General features: G+C 35.0%; 15 protein-coding genes and 1 tRNA gene. 1 reads left to right on the top strand and 15 read right to left on the bottom strand.

Features of this window, described 5'->3' with window-relative positions; translation table 11 throughout:
- Window positions 1-346: 346 nt before the first annotated feature.
- Window positions 347-423 (top strand) — tRNA-Met (locus tag ACPUVN_RS05970).
- Window positions 424-799: 376 nt separating this feature from the next.
- Here the strand turns inward: ACPUVN_RS05970 and tnpA are convergent.
- From tnpA to tssH, 15 genes are all read right to left on the bottom strand, one after another.
- Entirely contained in the window at window positions 800-1,243 is a 444-nt protein-coding gene (tnpA, locus tag ACPUVN_RS05965; protein ID WP_426357702.1) for an IS200/IS605 family transposase, read from the bottom strand.
- 129 nt (window positions 1,244-1,372) lie between these two features.
- Entirely contained in the window at window positions 1,373-1,648 is a 276-nt protein-coding gene (locus tag ACPUVN_RS05960) for a hypothetical protein (protein ID WP_426357545.1), read from the bottom strand.
- Between the two features lie 64 nt (window positions 1,649-1,712).
- On the bottom strand, window positions 1,713-2,297 hold the full coding sequence (locus ACPUVN_RS05955) for a hypothetical protein (RefSeq protein ID WP_426370190.1): 585 nt from the start codon (window positions 2,295-2,297) through the stop codon (window positions 1,713-1,715).
- Complete coding sequence (locus ACPUVN_RS05950) at window positions 2,294-3,064, bottom strand: ChaN family lipoprotein (protein ID WP_426357547.1); 771 nt, start codon at window positions 3,062-3,064, stop codon at window positions 2,294-2,296. Before ACPUVN_RS05950 ends, ACPUVN_RS05955 begins: the two co-directional genes overlap by 4 nt.
- 337 nt (window positions 3,065-3,401) lie before the next feature.
- Window positions 3,402-3,845, bottom strand: coding sequence for a hypothetical protein (locus ACPUVN_RS05945; protein WP_426370189.1), 444 nt, complete (start codon window positions 3,843-3,845; stop codon window positions 3,402-3,404).
- Complete coding sequence (locus ACPUVN_RS05940; RefSeq protein ID WP_426370188.1) at window positions 3,845-4,657, bottom strand: TIGR02594 family protein; 813 nt, start codon at window positions 4,655-4,657, stop codon at window positions 3,845-3,847. Before ACPUVN_RS05940 ends, ACPUVN_RS05945 begins: the two co-directional genes overlap by 1 nt.
- 216 nt (window positions 4,658-4,873) lie before the next feature.
- Window positions 4,874-5,353 (bottom strand): SMI1/KNR4 family protein, encoded by a 480-nt coding sequence (locus ACPUVN_RS05935; RefSeq protein WP_426370187.1) that lies wholly within the window; start codon window positions 5,351-5,353, stop codon window positions 4,874-4,876.
- Between the two features lie 19 nt (window positions 5,354-5,372).
- On the bottom strand, window positions 5,373-10,466 hold the full coding sequence (locus ACPUVN_RS05930; protein ID WP_426370186.1) for an RHS repeat-associated core domain-containing protein: 5,094 nt from the start codon (window positions 10,464-10,466) through the stop codon (window positions 5,373-5,375).
- Between the two features lie 6 nt (window positions 10,467-10,472).
- Window positions 10,473-11,522 (bottom strand): hypothetical protein, encoded by a 1,050-nt coding sequence (locus ACPUVN_RS05925; protein WP_426370185.1) that lies wholly within the window; start codon window positions 11,520-11,522, stop codon window positions 10,473-10,475.
- On the bottom strand, window positions 11,519-12,670 hold the full coding sequence (locus ACPUVN_RS05920; RefSeq protein WP_426370184.1) for a hypothetical protein: 1,152 nt from the start codon (window positions 12,668-12,670) through the stop codon (window positions 11,519-11,521). The genes ACPUVN_RS05925 and ACPUVN_RS05920 overlap by 4 nt, the downstream gene beginning before the upstream one ends.
- A gap of 8 nt (window positions 12,671-12,678) precedes the next feature.
- Window positions 12,679-12,969 (bottom strand): PAAR domain-containing protein, encoded by a 291-nt coding sequence (locus tag ACPUVN_RS05915; RefSeq protein ID WP_426357555.1) that lies wholly within the window; start codon window positions 12,967-12,969, stop codon window positions 12,679-12,681.
- 22 nt (window positions 12,970-12,991) lie between these two features.
- Window positions 12,992-13,348 (bottom strand): hypothetical protein, encoded by a 357-nt coding sequence (locus tag ACPUVN_RS05910; RefSeq protein WP_426357556.1) that lies wholly within the window; start codon window positions 13,346-13,348, stop codon window positions 12,992-12,994.
- Between the two features lies 1 nt (window position 13,349).
- Complete coding sequence (locus ACPUVN_RS05905) at window positions 13,350-15,254, bottom strand: type VI secretion system Vgr family protein (protein ID WP_426357557.1); 1,905 nt, start codon at window positions 15,252-15,254, stop codon at window positions 13,350-13,352.
- A 70-nt stretch (window positions 15,255-15,324) separates the two neighbouring features.
- Window positions 15,325-15,804, bottom strand: coding sequence for an Hcp family type VI secretion system effector (locus ACPUVN_RS05900; protein ID WP_426357558.1), 480 nt, complete (start codon window positions 15,802-15,804; stop codon window positions 15,325-15,327).
- Window positions 15,805-16,222: 418 nt separating this feature from the next.
- The gene (gene tssH / locus ACPUVN_RS05895; RefSeq protein ID WP_426357559.1) at window positions 16,223-18,829 is read right to left on the bottom strand and encodes a type VI secretion system ATPase TssH; all 2,607 of its coding nucleotides are present in this window, start codon (window positions 18,827-18,829) and stop codon (window positions 16,223-16,225) included.
- Window positions 18,830-18,872: the final 43 nt, after the last annotated feature.

The raw sequence follows: 18,872 nt of genomic DNA, 5'->3' as shown, positions 1-18,872 counted from the left end.
AACCTATTAACTCTTAATAGGTGATAATTAGCTAATAATAATAGGATATCGATACATTTAATGTGTAACTAAGGATTAATTTTTATTTTATATTCTAAGAGTTATTAATAGATGGGTTTTCATTTAAATTTGATAAAAACACTAAACCGTACATTTAAAAACCGTAAAATGCTGGATAAACTCCCAACTTAATGATTTCTGCATTTAAAACATAAAAGCAGTTGCAATGTGTAACGACACACCCTATGATGCGCCTCATTCAAGCAAAGGCGACTTTGTAGAATATTCTTTTAGATAGAATTAAAACTTCTAAGGCTTGTTTAAGTGTTCACTTAAACCATTCGGACGCGGGATGGAGCAGCCTGGTAGCTCGTCGGGCTCATAACCCGAAGGTCGTCAGTTCAAATCTGGCTCCCGCAACCAATCCAAAATTACCAATAATACTATTAACACCATTAACGACATAGTCGTCAGTTCACTCTTTACAAATTCAGAGCTCACGTAACCAATTCAAAATTATCAAAAACACTATTAACGACCTAGTCGTCAGTCCCCTCTTTACAAATTCAAGGCTCACACAACCAATTCAAAATTATCAAAAATACTATTAACACCATAAACGAACTAGTCGTCAGTTCCCTCTTTACAAATTCAAGGCTCACGCAACCAATCCAAAATTATCAAAAACACTATTAACGACCTAGACGTCAGTTCACTCTTTACAAACTCAGGGCTCACGCAAGCAATTCTTTGTTTTATCAATAACAAGATAAAATTCTCGGCCGCAAGCGACCGAGTTTCAAAACAAGTTCAGTGGATCGCTATTAATTTCTTTACCATCTAATTCGATTAACTGTTCTTGAACATATTTCCTGATAACTTCTTCTGTTGCGTTACCAATCGTTTCAACAAAAAAGCTTTGTGTCCATAATTTACCGCCCCAGAAATACTGCTTTTTAATTTCAGGATAAATTCTAAAAAACTCACGAGCAGTTATACTTTTAATTATTTGCATAACATCGCTTGGCGACTGTTTAGGGATCCCTCTAATAACCATATGAATATGGTCACTCGGAATTTCTAACTCTACGATATCAATATCGTAGTCATATCCTACTTTTTGAATAATTGCTTTCATTGTTGAACGATAAGGTTCAATGAAGACTTTGTGTCGATACTTTGGTATCCACACAAAGTGGTACATTAATCTAAAGACATGATGTGTATTTCTTTGAAGTTCCATATGAAGAATAGCATTTACTGGGGTCCCCCCAGTATACACTATCCAGCACGGGGGCAAGCCCCCGAGATTTACGCTTCGCTAGTTAAAAGGAAGAAACACTTAAAAGATAATAATTCTAATTGATCATGTTTATTTTTTAAATGAATTCAGCTTTTGAAAATATCTATTTAGTTTGATCAGTCCTGATTCAAGCTCAAACTTTATTACTTTTAAGTCTTTAAACTTAATCGCATTATTAAAATGAGTACAAATCATAGCAGCCATACCTTCAAGCCCTTCTGGTGCTGTTGTAGATAACTCTTCAAGTAATGGTGTCACTGTATCCCAATAATCATGAATAACACTTGGGCTTTCGTGGATTGTCGCCATAATGTTTATGAGTTCTAAACGATTTTTTTGTTCCATAAATAAATCCTTTTTTAATAATGTTTTTTATAAATAAATGCTGACATTTATCAGGTTATGAGATTTACTCAATAATATTTAAATTTACGCCAGCTTCTTCTAACTGTTTTTTTAACATCTCATTTTTAGCTTTAGTATCATCATGCTCTTCTAGATATTTTTTATGCTCTACAGTTTTTTCAATATTACCTAATTCTTTATATATCAAATAAAGCTCTTTATGAACACTATTTAACAAGTGTTTTTCTTCTGACGTTTTATTGTTTAAATATTGATTATAAAGGCTTATAGACTTATCTATGTTTCTGGAAACAAAACGTCCATCGCTATAATTTTTTGCTAGATAAAATATAGCATCAAGCTTCCCTAGTTCCGCACGGCTATTTAGCTCAGATATATAACGACTGCCATCGCCAGTATGTAAGCCTATATATTCAAGTGCTTGCCAATAGCCTAATTCATAGGCTTTATCGCACCAAGCCTCTAATTGTTCGGGTGCGTAGAATAAGCTTTTGTAACACTGGCGCATTACAGATTCTTTAGGTAATTTTGTGTCATTTATATCGAGTTCAGGCCATAACCCTCCTGCATAAGAATTTGCGGATAATAAACATAAAAGAAGTATGATTATATTGTTACTTTTAATCACTTTACTGCTCCATCTATATTTAAACTCCTTTCTGGAATATGAACTTGATAGGTTTTAACTGCAGACTTGTAAGGTATTCCTTCTCTAGAAAAGTATTGTTTTTTTAATTCGTTAATCTCATCAGAGTACCCTTTACAACTTCTTTTGGTAGAACATGCATTACCACCTATTAAGTCGATGAATCGAATTTTAGAAATACCTTTTTTTTGTAATAATGTATCTAGACCAGGTTCGTATTTTGCTGCTTCAATGGCATGCCATCTATGCATAAATGCGATAATTTTATTTTGCTGTGAACTTTTAAGAATACCATCTATATTCTCAGCCCATACTTTATTACGCTTGAAGTGCGTACTTTCGCATTTTTTAAGTACTGCATCATCCCAATCACAGGCCAAATCAAAAACCTTCATTTGTTCAATAGTTAAATCTAAGGCTATAACTTTTAAACCAATATTTTTTGCTGCTCTAATTAAATCTCCATAACCTTCAGGTACACCATAGCCCCACTTCCAATTCTCATCGAAGTATTGTTGGATAACAGGAAAACCTTTTCCGGTACGTTGATACAAATCAATTTGTTCTTGCATGGTTTTAGGTAACATTTCCATTGCAAAATGTGTAAAACCAGCGGCTTTTAGTTGTTTAAGAGCTTTTATAGCCTCATATTTATACATTGCAGCGTTGTGGCTTGATTCTCCAATCATGAGTAACCGAGCATTTCCTGCCATTGTTCTGTAATTAACGTCCGTGTTTATCTTATTCATTACATATCCTTATGTTTTTCAATAGTTGCTAAAAAAGCCGTTGAGAGATCAATATTACTTAACCTGAGCTCGGGATAATGGATTTTGTAAGTCTTTAATTTATCGTGCTTTATCCATGAAATAATTAGATTTCAACTTACCTAAGTGATTTATACTTCCCTAATCTTGGTATTTAGTCCGTATATCAAGGCGTTTTTATGTACTAATAGCTGGCTATTAGCAATAAAAACACAGTTTTTTTATTCCCTATAAAAACTAAGTACCTGCATCCATGCAGGCAACGACGATAGGCGGTTAAATAACAATGTTAGGCATAATCGCTTATCCTGAGTTCAGGTTACTTACACCATGCAGCTTCAGATTGAGTGTTTGCATGTGTGTCTTTATTTTGCGTTAACCATGAATTAATTTCTTCTGAGGGAGTAAATTGAGACCCTGTTCCAGGCCAATAAAATTTACCTTGGTCGTCAATACATAAAGCAAGATAAACAGGTGTTTCGTTGAAAGTAGCGTCTTCGCCATGCTCAACAAACATCTCATAATTAATATGTTGACGCGATTCACCTTTTAAAGTCGTTAATACATCGGCTGAAAAAACATGTTTGTCTGAACCATCTTTTTCATCACTTATTTCAACGTTAACGACTTTCACTTTAGCCATATAATGTACATTTCCGTAAGCTTGTTTAAAGCCTTCTAATTGAAAAGATGCCGCGTTATCTGCATTGCTATGACAAGAAAAACCAGATAATGCCATTAATGTTAAAGCTATTTTTTTCATTATTCTTCACTTCCTGCAACCGATGATTTTTGAGTGTAAATAGGTAACGTTTCCGTTGTAGCATCAAAGTCAGCAGGTACTACAAAGGTTTCCCATACGTCTGTATTATACTTAGTAACATTAACGGTATTTTCTTGATTTCCACCCAACATATATAAAGACTTACCATCAGCACTTTGACCAACAACAAAAGCAACGTGTCCACCACCGTTTCTCGATTTAATACCAATAGCACCGTAAACAGGCTTATCAATTTTCTTTCCAAAGTTTGCCCATTCTTTAGCTCTGTAGGCACTTTTTACTGGTTCAATATTATTTTGATTCATTATCCAAGAAACAAAAGAACCACACCATGCATTGGTACCACCTGTATCATCAGTTCCCCAAAACTTAGAAGCTTTAAAATACGCTAAAATTCGAGGGTTGGCTTTTGAGCCAGCTACTTCAGATTCACCCATTTCATTAATCGCTGTTTTCATCCATACAGCCTTGGTTACAGGCATTTTTGATATAGTGGTTGTTTTAAGCGTTAAATCGATGAGCTTTTCATTAATTTTACGGTGGGTACGACCATTAGCGTCTATTCTTCCATCTGGTCGCGCTACATTAAGTACTTTACTCTGAAAGAGTTTAATCGCAGCGATGGTTTTTGAGTTTTCAATACGAGGATTTAGAGTACCATCAACAGTTAACGCTTTTGTTGGTGGTATGAGGACTAATAGTTTGTTTAAAGCTGTTTGAACTGGTTTAACATCGTTTAGGTTGTTTATTCCACCAAGCCCGACTGACTGGCTGATTTTTAAAGATGACATAACATTCCTTGTAGTGTATTAAAGGCGCTTCTGCGCCTTATATTTGTCTTTATCTGATTAATAAATTCTTATATGACAGAGTCTCAATTAGATGGTTTTTATTAAATAAAGACTTTAATCAATAAGGGAGTAAAACATCTTCTCCCTTCAATTTTCAAGTAACCGTGAAACATCATCAAATCAAGTTAGCTGCCCCCCTGATATACTATTAATTTTTTACTGATCAGGATCATACAAAAAAGATAAAAACTCATCAAAGGTATTTGCAATTTTAATAATACTTTCTGGTAAGATATTATTTGCTGGAGCAAATGGTAAATGATCTTCAACCTCATGATTTTTATAAAAAACATTACCATACGAGTCTTCTTGAAGAGATAATAAAAAATAATTTCCCGCTGGTGTTGAAGCAATATATATTAATTTATCTGGAATATTAAGACCATGATTCTCCATGTTTTTATTAATTCCATATGATGTATCGTCTGAAACCTCATAGAAAGATGCAATATAGTCCCCCTCAAAAGAATTTCCTTTTATCTTGAAGTTTATTGCTCTTTCAACGGGTTCACCTCCATTACATTCAAGTAAAAATCTTTTATAGCTTTCTGGGAATTTTAGGTTAAGTTTTAATTCCAAATCTTTAATATCATCACTATTTATTTTTGGTCCAATACTCTCCATTTCGATTATCATTTTTTAGTTCCTAATATATTTATCTAGAAGCCGAAGCTCCGCCTGAATGAGGGAAAGTTTTATGTATTTCAAAATCAATTAATTCCATACTACTCCCGTCTCCGTTATGATGCCAAGTACTACCACGAGGAGATTTATCTGGCCAAGATCCAATTCTTGAACCTTTTGTTCTTCTGTTAATACCGTATGTTTCAGTCACATATTGGTCGCCATGTTTTTTAGCTAACTCCTCCCATGCTTTAGAAAAGTCGCCTGTTTCCGGTGGTTTAATTTTACTTTCAGGTAAACCTTTCATGTTGGTGATTTTGACTTTTTCTGTTGAGTAAGCTGAAAAGTCAGGATATCGTTGACCATCAGGTGGGCCTGGTCTGTATGGTATTTCTACATCAATTTTTCCTAAACCAGATGTATCCATTCTAGGTTTACCATAAATAACTGAATTACTGACTTGGTCATATTTTATCGTTCCACCGTTAGCTAACCACTTCTTAAATTCTGGGGCATTAGGTCCAGCATTTGAGCGTAATTTTCCAAATTTATCCTTAAATAGACCATTTTCATTTAACTCTATATTTTGAAATCCTGAAGTTTTAGGTTTTTTCTGTAAGGCTTTCCCTCCTCCTTTAATCCCATTTAAAACTGCTTTACCACCAACAAACGTACTCACAATTTCAATCGACTTGTGTGCCGCTGTAGCAAGTAAAGGAGACCCTGTAACGTCAAGCGTAGCATCACCAAAAGCTGCCATATTGTCTTCGTAATATTCTTGCACTACAGGTGCTATAGCTTCAGCTAATTTTTCACCTGAATTTGTAAATGGGCCCACTTGATATTTTTGCACACTAGAAATAGTATCTACAGCTGCATCAACATCAGCGCCAGATATTATAAAAGTAACTAGACCTGCCCCACCAGCTATAACGTCTACACCTGTATTCAATATACCTGTAAATAATAAATCTCTGCTGCCAAAAACAATATCGATAACATCGATGTTATCCTCTTCATTACATAACCCAAACGGGTCTACCCAGTTCACCGGATTAGGCGCATATTGGTAATGATTTATACCACCGACTAACCCAATAGGGTCTTGATGAATAAAACGTTGTTGCTTAGGGCAGTAATATCGAAATCTATTGTAATGTAAGTTTGATTCTTCATCAAAGTATTGCCCTTGAAAACGTAACGGGTTACTTATAATGTTTTTTGTATTGCTAATATTTTCTTTTTTATCAGCGTGTTGGTTATTTTCCTGATAACCAAACGAGTCGCTTTCGTTTCGCCATACTAGTTTGGCTTCGCTGTTAGTTAAGCAAAGTGGTGTGCCTAGTTGGTCTAGGTGATAGTAATATATCTCGCTATTTTTAGAGCCTGTTGCACTTTTAATTAACGCGATAGGCTTAAAGGAATTCGGTTGGTATATGTACCACGTAAACTGTCCTTTGTGATGTTCGCCTATTAATTGATTTTCATCCCAAATAAAATCAATACGACCCTGCTCTGTTATTTTAGCGCTGCGTCTGCCTAGTGCATCGTATTCATAATGAGTCAGTTGACCGTTTATGTTGATGCTTTTAAGTTGGTTGAGTCCATTAAAACTACGCTGCTGTTTTTCACCTTGTGCTAAACTGCTGAGTTGATTGCCACTGCCGTCGTATCGATAGTCAGTGCCTAAGAAACTTAATAGTCTGTCGTTTTTAACGATGATATTGTCTTTTGACTGACGAGGTCTTACAAGGTTATTTGTCGTTACGCTTTGTTCGTTTTGACTATGTATATTCTCGTTATTCTGATCAACGTTTGCCGTATTTAGGCTTTCTGTAAAATTATTTTCTTCAGAATGCAAACTAACAGGGTTACCAAAAGCATCCCATTGGTATTGCTCTGTTGTTTGTTCTACTTCCCGTTTAGCATTTTCTTCATCTAACGGTGTTGAAGGCTCAGTAGTTAATTTTGTTTGAAGTAACTGACTGATGCTGTTGTAACTAAAAGCTTTTTTATTAACCTTAGTATTATCGGCATCTTTATTATTCGTATTTTGGTTATTGGTATTCGGGTTATTTGAATATGCGTTTGTATTTATACTTTTATTTAAAGAGCTTACGTTAAGTAACTGATGCTTGTTATCGTATTGATATGTGCGTAACTCGCTAAAGGATTGTTGAGTATTTTTTGTTTGCTCGGTAATGTGACGAGTGTGCCACTGCTGCTCAGCAAGTCTTGAAAACACATCAAATTTTTGTGTGAGTTCAATACCGTTACCTAGGTTTTGCTGTATTAATAAACCACTCGCATTGTACTCTTGTGTAATTAAAGACTGTGCTCCGTTATCACTTTTAGCATTTTTGCTATTTTGTTCACTTTGTTGGTAAGCAATGCCGCTGAGTTGACCTTGCTCGTTGTAGCTGTAGTGAAGTTTTGAATTATCAGGTAACTCTAATGTCTGGCGCTGACCTTTGTCATCATAAGTATAATCAAGTTGCCAAGCACCTTGCTGACTCGTGCTTAGTCGACCATTTTTGTGATATTGCTGGGTAACCGTGCGTTCGTTATTATGTGCTCTGGTTACTCGGCTTAATTTGTCGTATTGATAAAAGTTATGTGTATTTCTTAACTCTGCACTTTTAACGGACGCATCTCTGGCGCCAGATTTATAATTACCTGCACTTGCTTGCTCAATAATACGGCCTAAACTGTCGCGTTTAAGGCGGATGAAACGTTCGCTGTTATCAGCAACAGAAATAAGTTTGTCGTTAGTATCGTATGTGTAAACTTGTTCACGACCGTCAAAACCAATCAGTTTTGTTGGTTTTTCTGTAGGGCTGTATTCAAGTTGATAAATAGCACCATCACTTCGTTCAATCGCAGTAAGGTTTCTTTCTTTATCGTATTGATATTTTAACCAACTGCCATCGCTAAAAGTTTTTCGGCTTGGTTGAGCTAAACCTTCGTACTCGTAGCTTGTTTGTTCAATTTTCTCATTTTGTTGATGATTTTGACTTTCTTGAACGTTCGTTGGTGTTACTTCTACAAATTCGTGACGAGTTAAGCGTCCAGAATCGTCATAAGCATAACGTTGAATGATTTTGTCATCAGGCTCTGACTGGCTATAACTTGTTTGTTGAGTAATTTGACCTTGTTCATTACGGCTGTATTGAGTGATCAAACCTTGCGAGTCAACCGTTGCAATAAGTTGCCCTAACGTATTGTAGCTAAAGCGCGTTAACGTTTTACCTATTTGCTGGGCTAATAATTCACCGGTATTGTCCCAATGATACTGAGTAACCAAACCTGAGAAGTCAGTTTTTTTACCCAGTAAACCTGCAAGTGTATATTCATAACTTTGGCTTCTCCCGTCTGGTAGAGTCTCGGAGATTAATCGTCCGGTACCATCAAAAATACGTTTATTGGTTTGCCCTAACGGGTCAATGGTTAAAATTCGTTTACCTAAACCGTTATATTCATAACGCGTTACTGAACCATCAGGCGCAATAAAAGAGCTCAATTGACCTTGTTGGTTATAATTGAACTCAGTAACATTGCCTTCACAATCAATAAATTTAACTTTTCGCCCGACATTATCGTATTTATTATACGAAGTATGTCCGTTTGCATTAGTGAAAGCCGTTAATAGGCCTTGTTCGTTATGGCAGAATGTTTCTGTATTTTCGTTACTGTCTGTACTTGTACTAACACGACCTCGTTCATCTTTAAAAAAATTAAAGCGGTAATTGTAGGTATCTTTATCGCCCCATTGTTTTATACATTGGGCATTTTCGTCTGTGCCTTGCCATTCAAAATGATGACTAAAACCAGAAGCGCGTGTACGTTTTTTTAATAAATACCCAGGGAGAGGCTTAGAAGCTTCTTTAGCCTTTTCTGAATCTAGCTCGACAGATTGCTTGTGGTAGGTGTATCTTTCAGCGTTACCTGAACTGTTAGTAGCGGCAATTAATGCTTGGCTATCATCGTATTGGTAGTTTGCGAGTAACTGATCATGAAAGTGTATTTTGTCGTGCTCATCAATATAATAAGCAGCAATACGCACAATGTTATTATCTACGTTGTATTTTAATTTAACACCACGTTTTGGCCCAGGCGATAATTCAATTAAACGTTGTTTTTCATCATAAGCTAATTGTATGTACTGCCCTTGTTGATTACTTATACTTTGCAATAACCATTTAGGTTGTGGTTGTTCTTGTCTTTTTCTACGAGATGTAATTAGGCTAGTCGGTTTATTAACTTCTTCGGTAAAGGTCCAGTGACTATCATCACTTTTTATTAATGTTTGTGAGCCATCATCTTGATGTACAAGCGCTAATCCTGATGATAATTGATAGCTTGTTTGCCCTCGTTTAACTTTTTCGAAAATATGTAGACGACCTTCCTCATCGGTAAGCTCTAACCAATATTTTCCTGGTTGCTTAGGTCCGACTTTAGGTGGCTCTTGATATTTTTGTTCTAGCTGCATACTAAAGTTATGTCGCCAACCGTAACCTAAGCCTATATTTTGTTTGATTTTACTTGAACGATATAAACGTCGCCAAACAATAGGCATTAAACCATTTAGTTCAAAATCAATTAATGGCAATATTTCTTCGCCACTTAACATGGAAATAGGATCTGAACGACATTCTTGATCATCGATTGGAACTTCAGTAGCCGTATTGTTAGTTGCCGAACCAGATTCACTTGTCGTTAGCGACTTCTTGCCTTGATTACTTTGGTTAACACTTGGTTTTTTAGCATCACTGGTTGAAGAAGCACTTCCGCTTGAACTGCTGGTTTCATCGGAATTATAAAGTGATGTTTTATCATTTTCGATGTAAATGCTTAATAGATTTTTATCGACAGCTTCAATTAGCTTAACGGCGACTGGTCGTTTTTTTTGAGCTACAGAAATACCTACTGCAGACAATAAACCAAAAGCATGACCTAAGGCATTAACATCTTTAGCTAAGTGTGGCGATATTTCATCAATGAGTTTTTTACAATTATTGCTATTCTCAGTTGCTACAAGAGAATATCCAGCGGGAGCCGCACTAGTTCTGGGAAGAATAATGATATGGCGATTATCGCCACGAAAATGAAATTTATTAACATCCATACTTAACTAAGCCTTCCCTGTCCATGAGTAGAGCGTAAATCCTTGATAAAGTGCATCCGACACTTCTAGCTGACCACTAATTCCTGCCAACCATTTACTTTGGTAACCATTATAAATATGTAAAAAATTATATAAGCCTGTAACGCTACCTAACTCACCTGTATAGAGAGTATTTTGGTAAATTTTTGTATCGCTTGTAATATTATCAGCTAAATAAAAATAAGCTTCTAACCATGATTGCTGTTCTTCGCCACCATTACCCGGCAAGTACAAAGAAGTTATATTTAATTTACTATTTGTCTTTATTTCTTGTTTACTGCTTATTTCTTGAGAACTTTCTTCGTTAATCGCTTGTTGGGCTAAATAAGCAGAGCCCTGAGAAAATAAGTCTCTAATACCCTGTTCAGATTGCTTTGCTGGCACAATACTTTGCAAGCAGGTATTAATACATAAACCCTGAGTGCTTGGTACAATATTGCAGATAACTGCCCCTTCTGAAGGAACCACGCAACCCATTGTATTATTTGATATTAATTTATCATTCTGAGCAAGGATATCTATATTATCATACAAACTATCTACAGCAAGAAATACAATGTTACTGGTTGTGTTGTTGGAAAAAAGGCTCATTGCTGACTTTAACGCAATTGAAAATGCCGCCCTGCCAAAAGGAAAACATTGGCTTAATGTATGATTAAATAACTGTGGTAATTCTTTATTAAGAGCATGTATAAAACGATCGAAATCTTCTGACGATTCATTATGCTCATTTTTTTCAAACGCTGGTAATAATAAAAATACGGGAAGGTCCGACAACCCCTTTTGCTCTTCTTGAGACAGTTTTGTTAATACCTGCTTAATTAAATTAATACTTCGGTCTGTTTTATTATTGTTTTGTTCGTTTTGTTCTAACTGACAAAATGACGCTAGTACATGTTGACCGTCATCAAGTTGATAAAAAGTGCTTTCATTTGATATTAATGACAAATTAAGTGCTTGTTCATTGTCGTTATTAGCGCCAATAAAAAGCTGCATATTTTCAATGGCTACTATCATGTGAATAACTGCTTTCTGTCAAACAGTGCATTGAAATGATTCACTCTTTGGTCAGATGTAATAACATGATGAATATTGGCAAAATACCTGTGTTGCTGACTACCATTTTGCAAAATATAATTGATTGTTTCTTCCTCTATGTTCATTCCATTGATCATCTGAGTTGGCGCAAAAATATCGTTATTGTTCTTCCAAGCTGAGATCACTTTTGCACCATAATAAGATAACGATTTTGTTCGTTGTTCTTCATTACTTTCTAATTGAATCTCTAACGGAATGAGTTGGTCGAGCTTGTCACCTAACATGAGTTTTAAACCATTGAAGGCAAGTAACGTATTTTTTGGATCTTGTAGAAAATGCCCAAGAAAAGGTGTGAACTTGCGATACCCGCTATACGACATAGTTTTTATAACAACTGAAATTAAATCATCTTCAGCACTCATCTTATTAATCACTTGGGTAACTTCAGCTTCATTTAAAGAAATAATAAATATTTCAAAAAGGTGACTATCTATATATTTTAACGCTATAAATTGGGATAAAACATCATGACAACTCAAGCTATTATTGCTTAAAACACTTAAATATAATTTATTTAATGGCGATAACTTACTTAAAGAAAAGTGTTCTGAATTGAGGTATGAAACTAAGTGTTTATGATAATACAAACTTAATAAACATTGATTATGCAATGTTTCGTATTCGCTTGGGCAGAACGATATTACTAAATTTTGTAGTGAATTGGTGGATAAAAACAAACAAAGCTGAGATGCGAGTGCTTGTATACTAGGGTCTTGTGATGACATTAATGAAACAAAAAGCGGTTGATGGAGTTCTTTATTTAAATGCAGTTTTAATTGAAGTGCGCATAACAAATCGGCATTGTTATAACCATGTTCACTTTGAATAAAATTAAAGAGATCTACTGCATTTGTAGCAGTAAATAAACAATTTTCCGTTGATTTTTGTTTACTAAGTAAAGACATATACAAAAACAGCTGCTTAGTATTTTCGTCTAAATTCATTTTAAAACTATAAAATGTAGACAGCATTATACTACGTTGTGCTAATAGTTCTTTGAACTGTTCAGCTTTACTGTCCCTTTTAATATCAGGCTCATGATAATTAGTTTTTATAAGTTGTAGCATAAAACTAATTAACCAATTAAAACGGTTGGATTACCTACAATTATTTTACCGCCATGAGCGGTTCCATCACCAAATCTGGCTGCTGGTTTACCATTAATTTTAACTGAACTTGATCCTGAATCAATCGTATCAGGTGGTCCAACACAAATTAACTTGTCACCTTTTCTTGCTGCAGGTAAACAACCAATAAGTACATTAGGGGAACCCATAATGATTGGTCCTCCAACATGAGGAACTCCCCCAGGATTAACCTTAGGACATAAGTGCATATGCGTTATTGTTGCTGCTGGCATTCCCATAAATATTCCTTAATTTATTGAGTTAGTCTTCATTATCTAATGGGATAATGGCTAACTTTCCTTGTTGTAATGCTGTTGCTAATGTATTTATTATTTCAGCGCTATGTTGATTACCTTGTTGATAATCGTCATTAACGTAATAACAAAAAATCTTATTTACAATATCCGACACATTTTTCCATTGATGCAAACTTTGTAGAAACTGTTCACCATAGCTCTCACTACTAACAAAATGTGCTAAAGGCGGAGCAAGCAAAGGATCTTGTGGCTTGTCTTCTGGTTTACACACCAAATGCGGATATCCGAATTGGCACAAAACATAATGCCCTTTGCACAATCGGTCTAACCGACCTACATCTGGGTAGGAGAAATTAAACATATTAATTCAGCTTAATTTGAGCAGCTTTTAGGGCGATGCTTGTGCCATTAACTTTAACATTAGTTCCTTTAACAGAGATATTTGTGCCTTCAATGCTAATTGAACCATTACTGCTCATTTTTATGGAAGCACCACCTGTTTTAATAACAATTTCGCTGCCCGCTTCAATATTGAGTGTTTTACCCACTTTTAATGTATCGTTATTGCCAATATCACTGCTACGATTGTTTCCGATTTTAAGTGTATTATTATTTTTAATATCCGTTAATCGGTCATTACCAATTTTAAGGGTATTATTGTTAACTATTTCGGTGAGGCGATCGTTTCCGATAGTATCTTTCTGATCATTCTTTATTTTAAGTTCATGATCTTTTTCTGCTTGGAAAAATAATAGTTCTTTACCGATGTCATCTTCAAAACGAACTTCATTAAAATTATCTGCACCACCATTTTTGGTACTGTGTGTTTTAATACCACTTTGAGTTTTTTTAGCCGGTAAAGCATAAGGAGGCATTAAGTCAGCGTTGTAAACTGCACCGCTGATAATAGGTTGGTCGGGATCTCCATTGATAAACTCAACAAGTACTTCTTGACCCACACGAGGAAAAAAGAATGCTCCCCATTTATTACCAGCCCAGTTTTGTGCAACTCTAATCCAGCATGAACTTTTACCATTAAATTCGCCTTCACGATCCCAGTGGAATTGTACTTTTACTCGACCATATTTATCTATATGTTGCTCATCACCAGGATCACCTGTAACAACAGCCGTTTGAACGCCACTGATAAGCGGTTTATTAATTTTAACTGTTGGTCGATAAGGCGTATCTTTAGGTACACATTCAAAGTCATTTTTATAAACAGCATTACTAGCGCTTTGATTAGCACCCGATTGATTAGGTTGACTCGCTGAAGTTCTAATTGCGGTAATTAAGAAACTTTTACCTTTGTAGGTACTGTCTTCATGATCTTCAAATGTAAAAAATTTACCTGTAGAGAAACTACGACAATCGCCCTGTCCTGAGCATTTATGCATATCTTTTTGAATAGCTTCAAGCTGATTGATAGCAAAAGGTTGTGCGCGTTTATTAAATTCAGACTCACCTAAATAGTCAAATACTTCTAGGCTGCCTTGTGCGGGTAAACTTGATGTATTTTTACTGCCCTTTGGATAAAGAGTCGGTTGTTCGAAGTCATAACCTTTTTGTTCGTATCCACCGCTAACCATTGATAAACCACCCTGCCAATGAGCAATGTGTGATTTTGTTAAATGGCCTGAGAAGCAACGGACTTTATCTTCTGCACATTTTTTATATACGGTAATGTCATCAGCCATAACTAAAGTATGTGCTGAACTTGTATGTTCGAAAAAGTAAAAAATGCCTTCTTGCTGCAATAATCTTGCAACAAAATCTAAATCTGATTCTTGGTATTGAACGCAGTATTCGTATTTAGGATAAGTTTTAGTGGTTTGATCTTTAAATGCTACGCTGTGTTGCCCAAATAAGTCTGCAACAATATCGATAATTGATAAATTTTGAAAAATTCGACAGTTGCTTCTTTTTTTCATAAAAGCAGCGGTAGGAACGATCACCGCTTGGTAATCTATGTAGTTTTCTTTTTCATCTGACGAAGCAGTTCTCATGCCTGCAGATTCTAAATGACTTACTACACCATGAAAATAACGTATAGCTCCATTACTTTCTGCATTTCTAAGAGACACACATACTTTTTTCCCTACTAAAGCATCCAATGCTATTTTAGTACCTACTGTAAACATAGAAACAGTAAATGAATAAAGTTGTGATATAGCTTCAGTACCACTGAGGTGTGTTAAATATAACGTATCTTTACCTAATGGCGTTTCGATACTTATAATATTGTTTTTCTGAGTAGCCTTTTGCATTCCTTGCCCCGATGTATATACAAAAAAACCTTAAGGGATTAATCCCTTAAGGTCCTAGATCAAAAACAAATTACATTTGTTGACCTTTAACACCACTGTAGCCGTAACGAAGCGCTGCAGTAACGTTGTTTTTATCATCAGTTGGCGTAACAGCCATCATCATTTCAGTGTAGCTAATAGTGATAGTTTCTACAGGGCGGTCGCCTTGAATTGAAACGCTATAGCTAGAAATCATTGCATCAGTAAGTTCAATAGACATAATTTCTTCAATTTTATCACCTTGTTTAGTGATATAGAAAATTGCCTTTTTACCTTTACCGATTGTTGCTTCTTCAAATAAATAAGTTGATGCATTATCTTGAAGTTTAGTAATAGTTACATCACCAAGACGTGTAGCGCTTGCTTCACGATCTTGAGCTGTACCAGTAAAAGAGCTAAGCTCACGGCTTATATTCCAATCAACAGAAAGAACTGTGATTTTATCCTTGTAGCCTTCAGCTGTAGTTTCGCCTTTTATTCCTTCATAATCCAAATACGTATTTGCTTGCATTGTTAGTGCTCCTTTTGCTTAAGTTTTATCCATTAGTGGATAGGCTAGATTAAGTTTTAAATAAATATCTAAAACTTAATAGTTCTTACGTAGTAAGAAATTTCCGTTTTATTTTTTAAATCAATTATTAGAAAAACAAATTTAAAAAATACTACATAACCATAATTTAACGACAACAGAATATACTAAAAAAAAAGCAACTTCAAGCTCTATATCGTTAATTTTTTACCTTACAATACAACAACTTAGCAGTGTATCTTTATGTATTTTGCATACAAAAAACATTGCCATATATACGACAATAAAAAATTTATTAAAATCAAATATTTTAAGAAAAAACATCTGATTTTAGTTCTGATTATGTACAATAAACTATGTAATAAAGCACCGTTTTTAATAACAAAAACGGTACACATAATTAAACCGTATAAGTAAATTCTTCATCTTTTACGTTAACTGATATTTTCTTAGGTTTTTTCTCTGAAACCATTTTATTAAGTAACTTAACTGATAAATCAGGAAGCATACTGTTCTGCAAAATGTTATGAATATTACGAGCTCCTGAACCTGCATCTGTACACATAGAAACTATTTTATGAAGAACATCATCACTGTAATTGAACGATGCTTGATAATGATTTTCTAATCGAACACTGATTCTAGCAAGTTGTAACTTGGTAATATCATTGAGCGTTTCTTTAGATAGAGGAATATAAGGAACAACATTAATTCGACCTAAGAATGCAGGTTTAAAACATGTTAATAAATCGTCTTGTAATGCTTTACGTAAACCAGAAATAGAAGGTGTTGTTTCTTCATCTTCAAAAAGTTCCATTGTGGTATCTGTACCCACATTTGATGTCATAATGATAATGGTATTTTTAAAGTCAATATCTCTACCTTCCCCATCTTTGATAGTACCTTTATCAAAAACTTGGTAAAAAATATCTTGTACACCTGGATGAGCTTTTTCCATCTCATCTAATAAAATAACGCTATAAGGTTTACGACGAACGGCTTCTGTAAGCACCCCGCCTTCACCATATCCTACGTAACCTGGAGGTGAACCTAGTAATAATGAAACTTTATGCTCTTCTTTAAATTCAGACATATTAATAGTAGTCACATTTTCTTCACTACCATATACCTGTTCAGCAAGCGTTAAAGCTGTTTCGGTTTTACCAACACCACTTGGTCCTGCAAGTAAAAACACACCGATAGGTCTAGTTTCATCACCAAGCTGAGCACGCGATGTTTGTACAGTTTTAGCTATAGTGTCTAATGCGTGTGGTTGCCCAACAACTCTTTTCTCCATGGTTTCTTTTAAATTTAAAACCATTTTGATTTCATCATTCTGCATTTTCCCTACAGGAATGCCGGTCCAATCAGAAATAACTTCAGCTACAAGCTGTTCATCAACTTGCCAATGAACCATTGGATTTTTATTTTTACTTAACTCTAGTTTTAGCGACTTTAATTGTTGTAACTTCGCCTTTTTATCTTCAACTTTTTCTGCTTGTAGTTGAGAAACTAATTCAGAAACTTCTTTAACTAATTCTATTTCTTTTTCCCATTGCTCAGTTAATGGGGCAAGATTTTTTTGCGTTAATAACAACTCATCTTTAAGTGTTTTAATTAAGGCTTTATGATTTGCACCTGTTTTTTCTTCACGTAGCAATAAGTTAATTTGTGTTTGTATTTGTTGTTCTTTACGTTGTAATAATTCAACACTACCAGGAGTAGACGCTTGGCTCATAGCCACACGTGCACAAGCAGTATCAAGTAAGCTAACCGCTTTATCTGGTAATTGTCTGCCGGTAATATAGCGGTTAGATAAACCTACAGCTGAACATAATGCTTGATCTGAAATAACAATTTTATGATGACTTTCCATCACAGGAAGTAAACCTCTCATCATTACAACAGCTTGTTCTTCGCTAGGTTCTTCAATTTTAACTACTTGGAAACGACGGCTTAAAGCTGCATCTTTTTCAAAGAATTTTTTATATTCAGCCCAAGTTGTTGCAGCAATAGTTCGTAATTCACCACGTGCTAATGCTGGTTTTAATAAGTTAGCTGCATCATTTTGCCCTGCTTGCCCTCCACTACCTATCATTGTATGAGCTTCATCAATAAATAGAATAACTGGCTGTGGCGCATTTTTAACTTCAGCGATTAAAGATTTCAATCTATTTTCGAATTCACCTTTCATACCGGCACCCGCTTGTAATAAAGCAAGATCAAGTACATGAATTCGAACATTAGTTAATGCTGACGGTACATCTTTTTGAGATATTTTAAGGGCTAAGCCTTCAACAACAGCAGTTTTACCTACACCTGCTTCACCCGTTAAAATAGGATTGTTTTGTCTGCGTCTTGTAAGAATATCGATCATTTGACGAATTTCATTATCTCGTCCTAAAATCGGATCGATTTTTCCTTTTTCTGCTTGTAAAGTTAAGTCTTGAGTAAACTGATCTAAACTTGGCGTTTTACTCATTTTAGTATTCGGAACATCTTGATCGCTACTTACTTGAGTCATCGCCTGTTCTTTTGATTGACTAGCAAGTTGTGGCCAAGCATGCAGTAATTGAGCAGAATCAATTTTAAGTAATTGCTTTGCAGAACGAGAAATTAAGTTACTTAGTGATTCATCATTAAGTAATGTGTAAAGAATATAAGCAGAACGAATTTTAGTATCATTAAACTCAATACTTGTATTAAGCCAAGTTTGACGTAATAAAGTCACGATATGAGGAGATAAACTAGGCGCAGCACTGTGACCTGTTTTTAAAGTTTCTAATCCTTGATTTAATTCAGCGATTAACTTTTCTTTGTCTATTGAAAAGCTAGCCATTATTAACAACATATCGCCTAATTCTTTTTCTAATAAAGCTAATAACCAATGTTCCATTTCAACTGTAAACTGGCTACGGCTGTGACATATTGCCGCACCTTTTTCTAAAGCTTGGCGGCATTCAGGTGTTAGCTTTTCCACTAGTTTATTTAAGGTCATCGCTGACATTTTTTAATCCTTTAATTTAAGTTTAATTATTACAATTTATATC

Source organism: Pseudocolwellia antarctica (assembly GCF_049933045.1).
Taxonomy (GTDB): Bacteria; Pseudomonadota; Gammaproteobacteria; order Enterobacterales; family Alteromonadaceae; genus Pseudocolwellia.
Note: the sequence above shows the minus strand (reverse complement) of the source record. Positions and strands in the feature narration are given on the sequence as shown.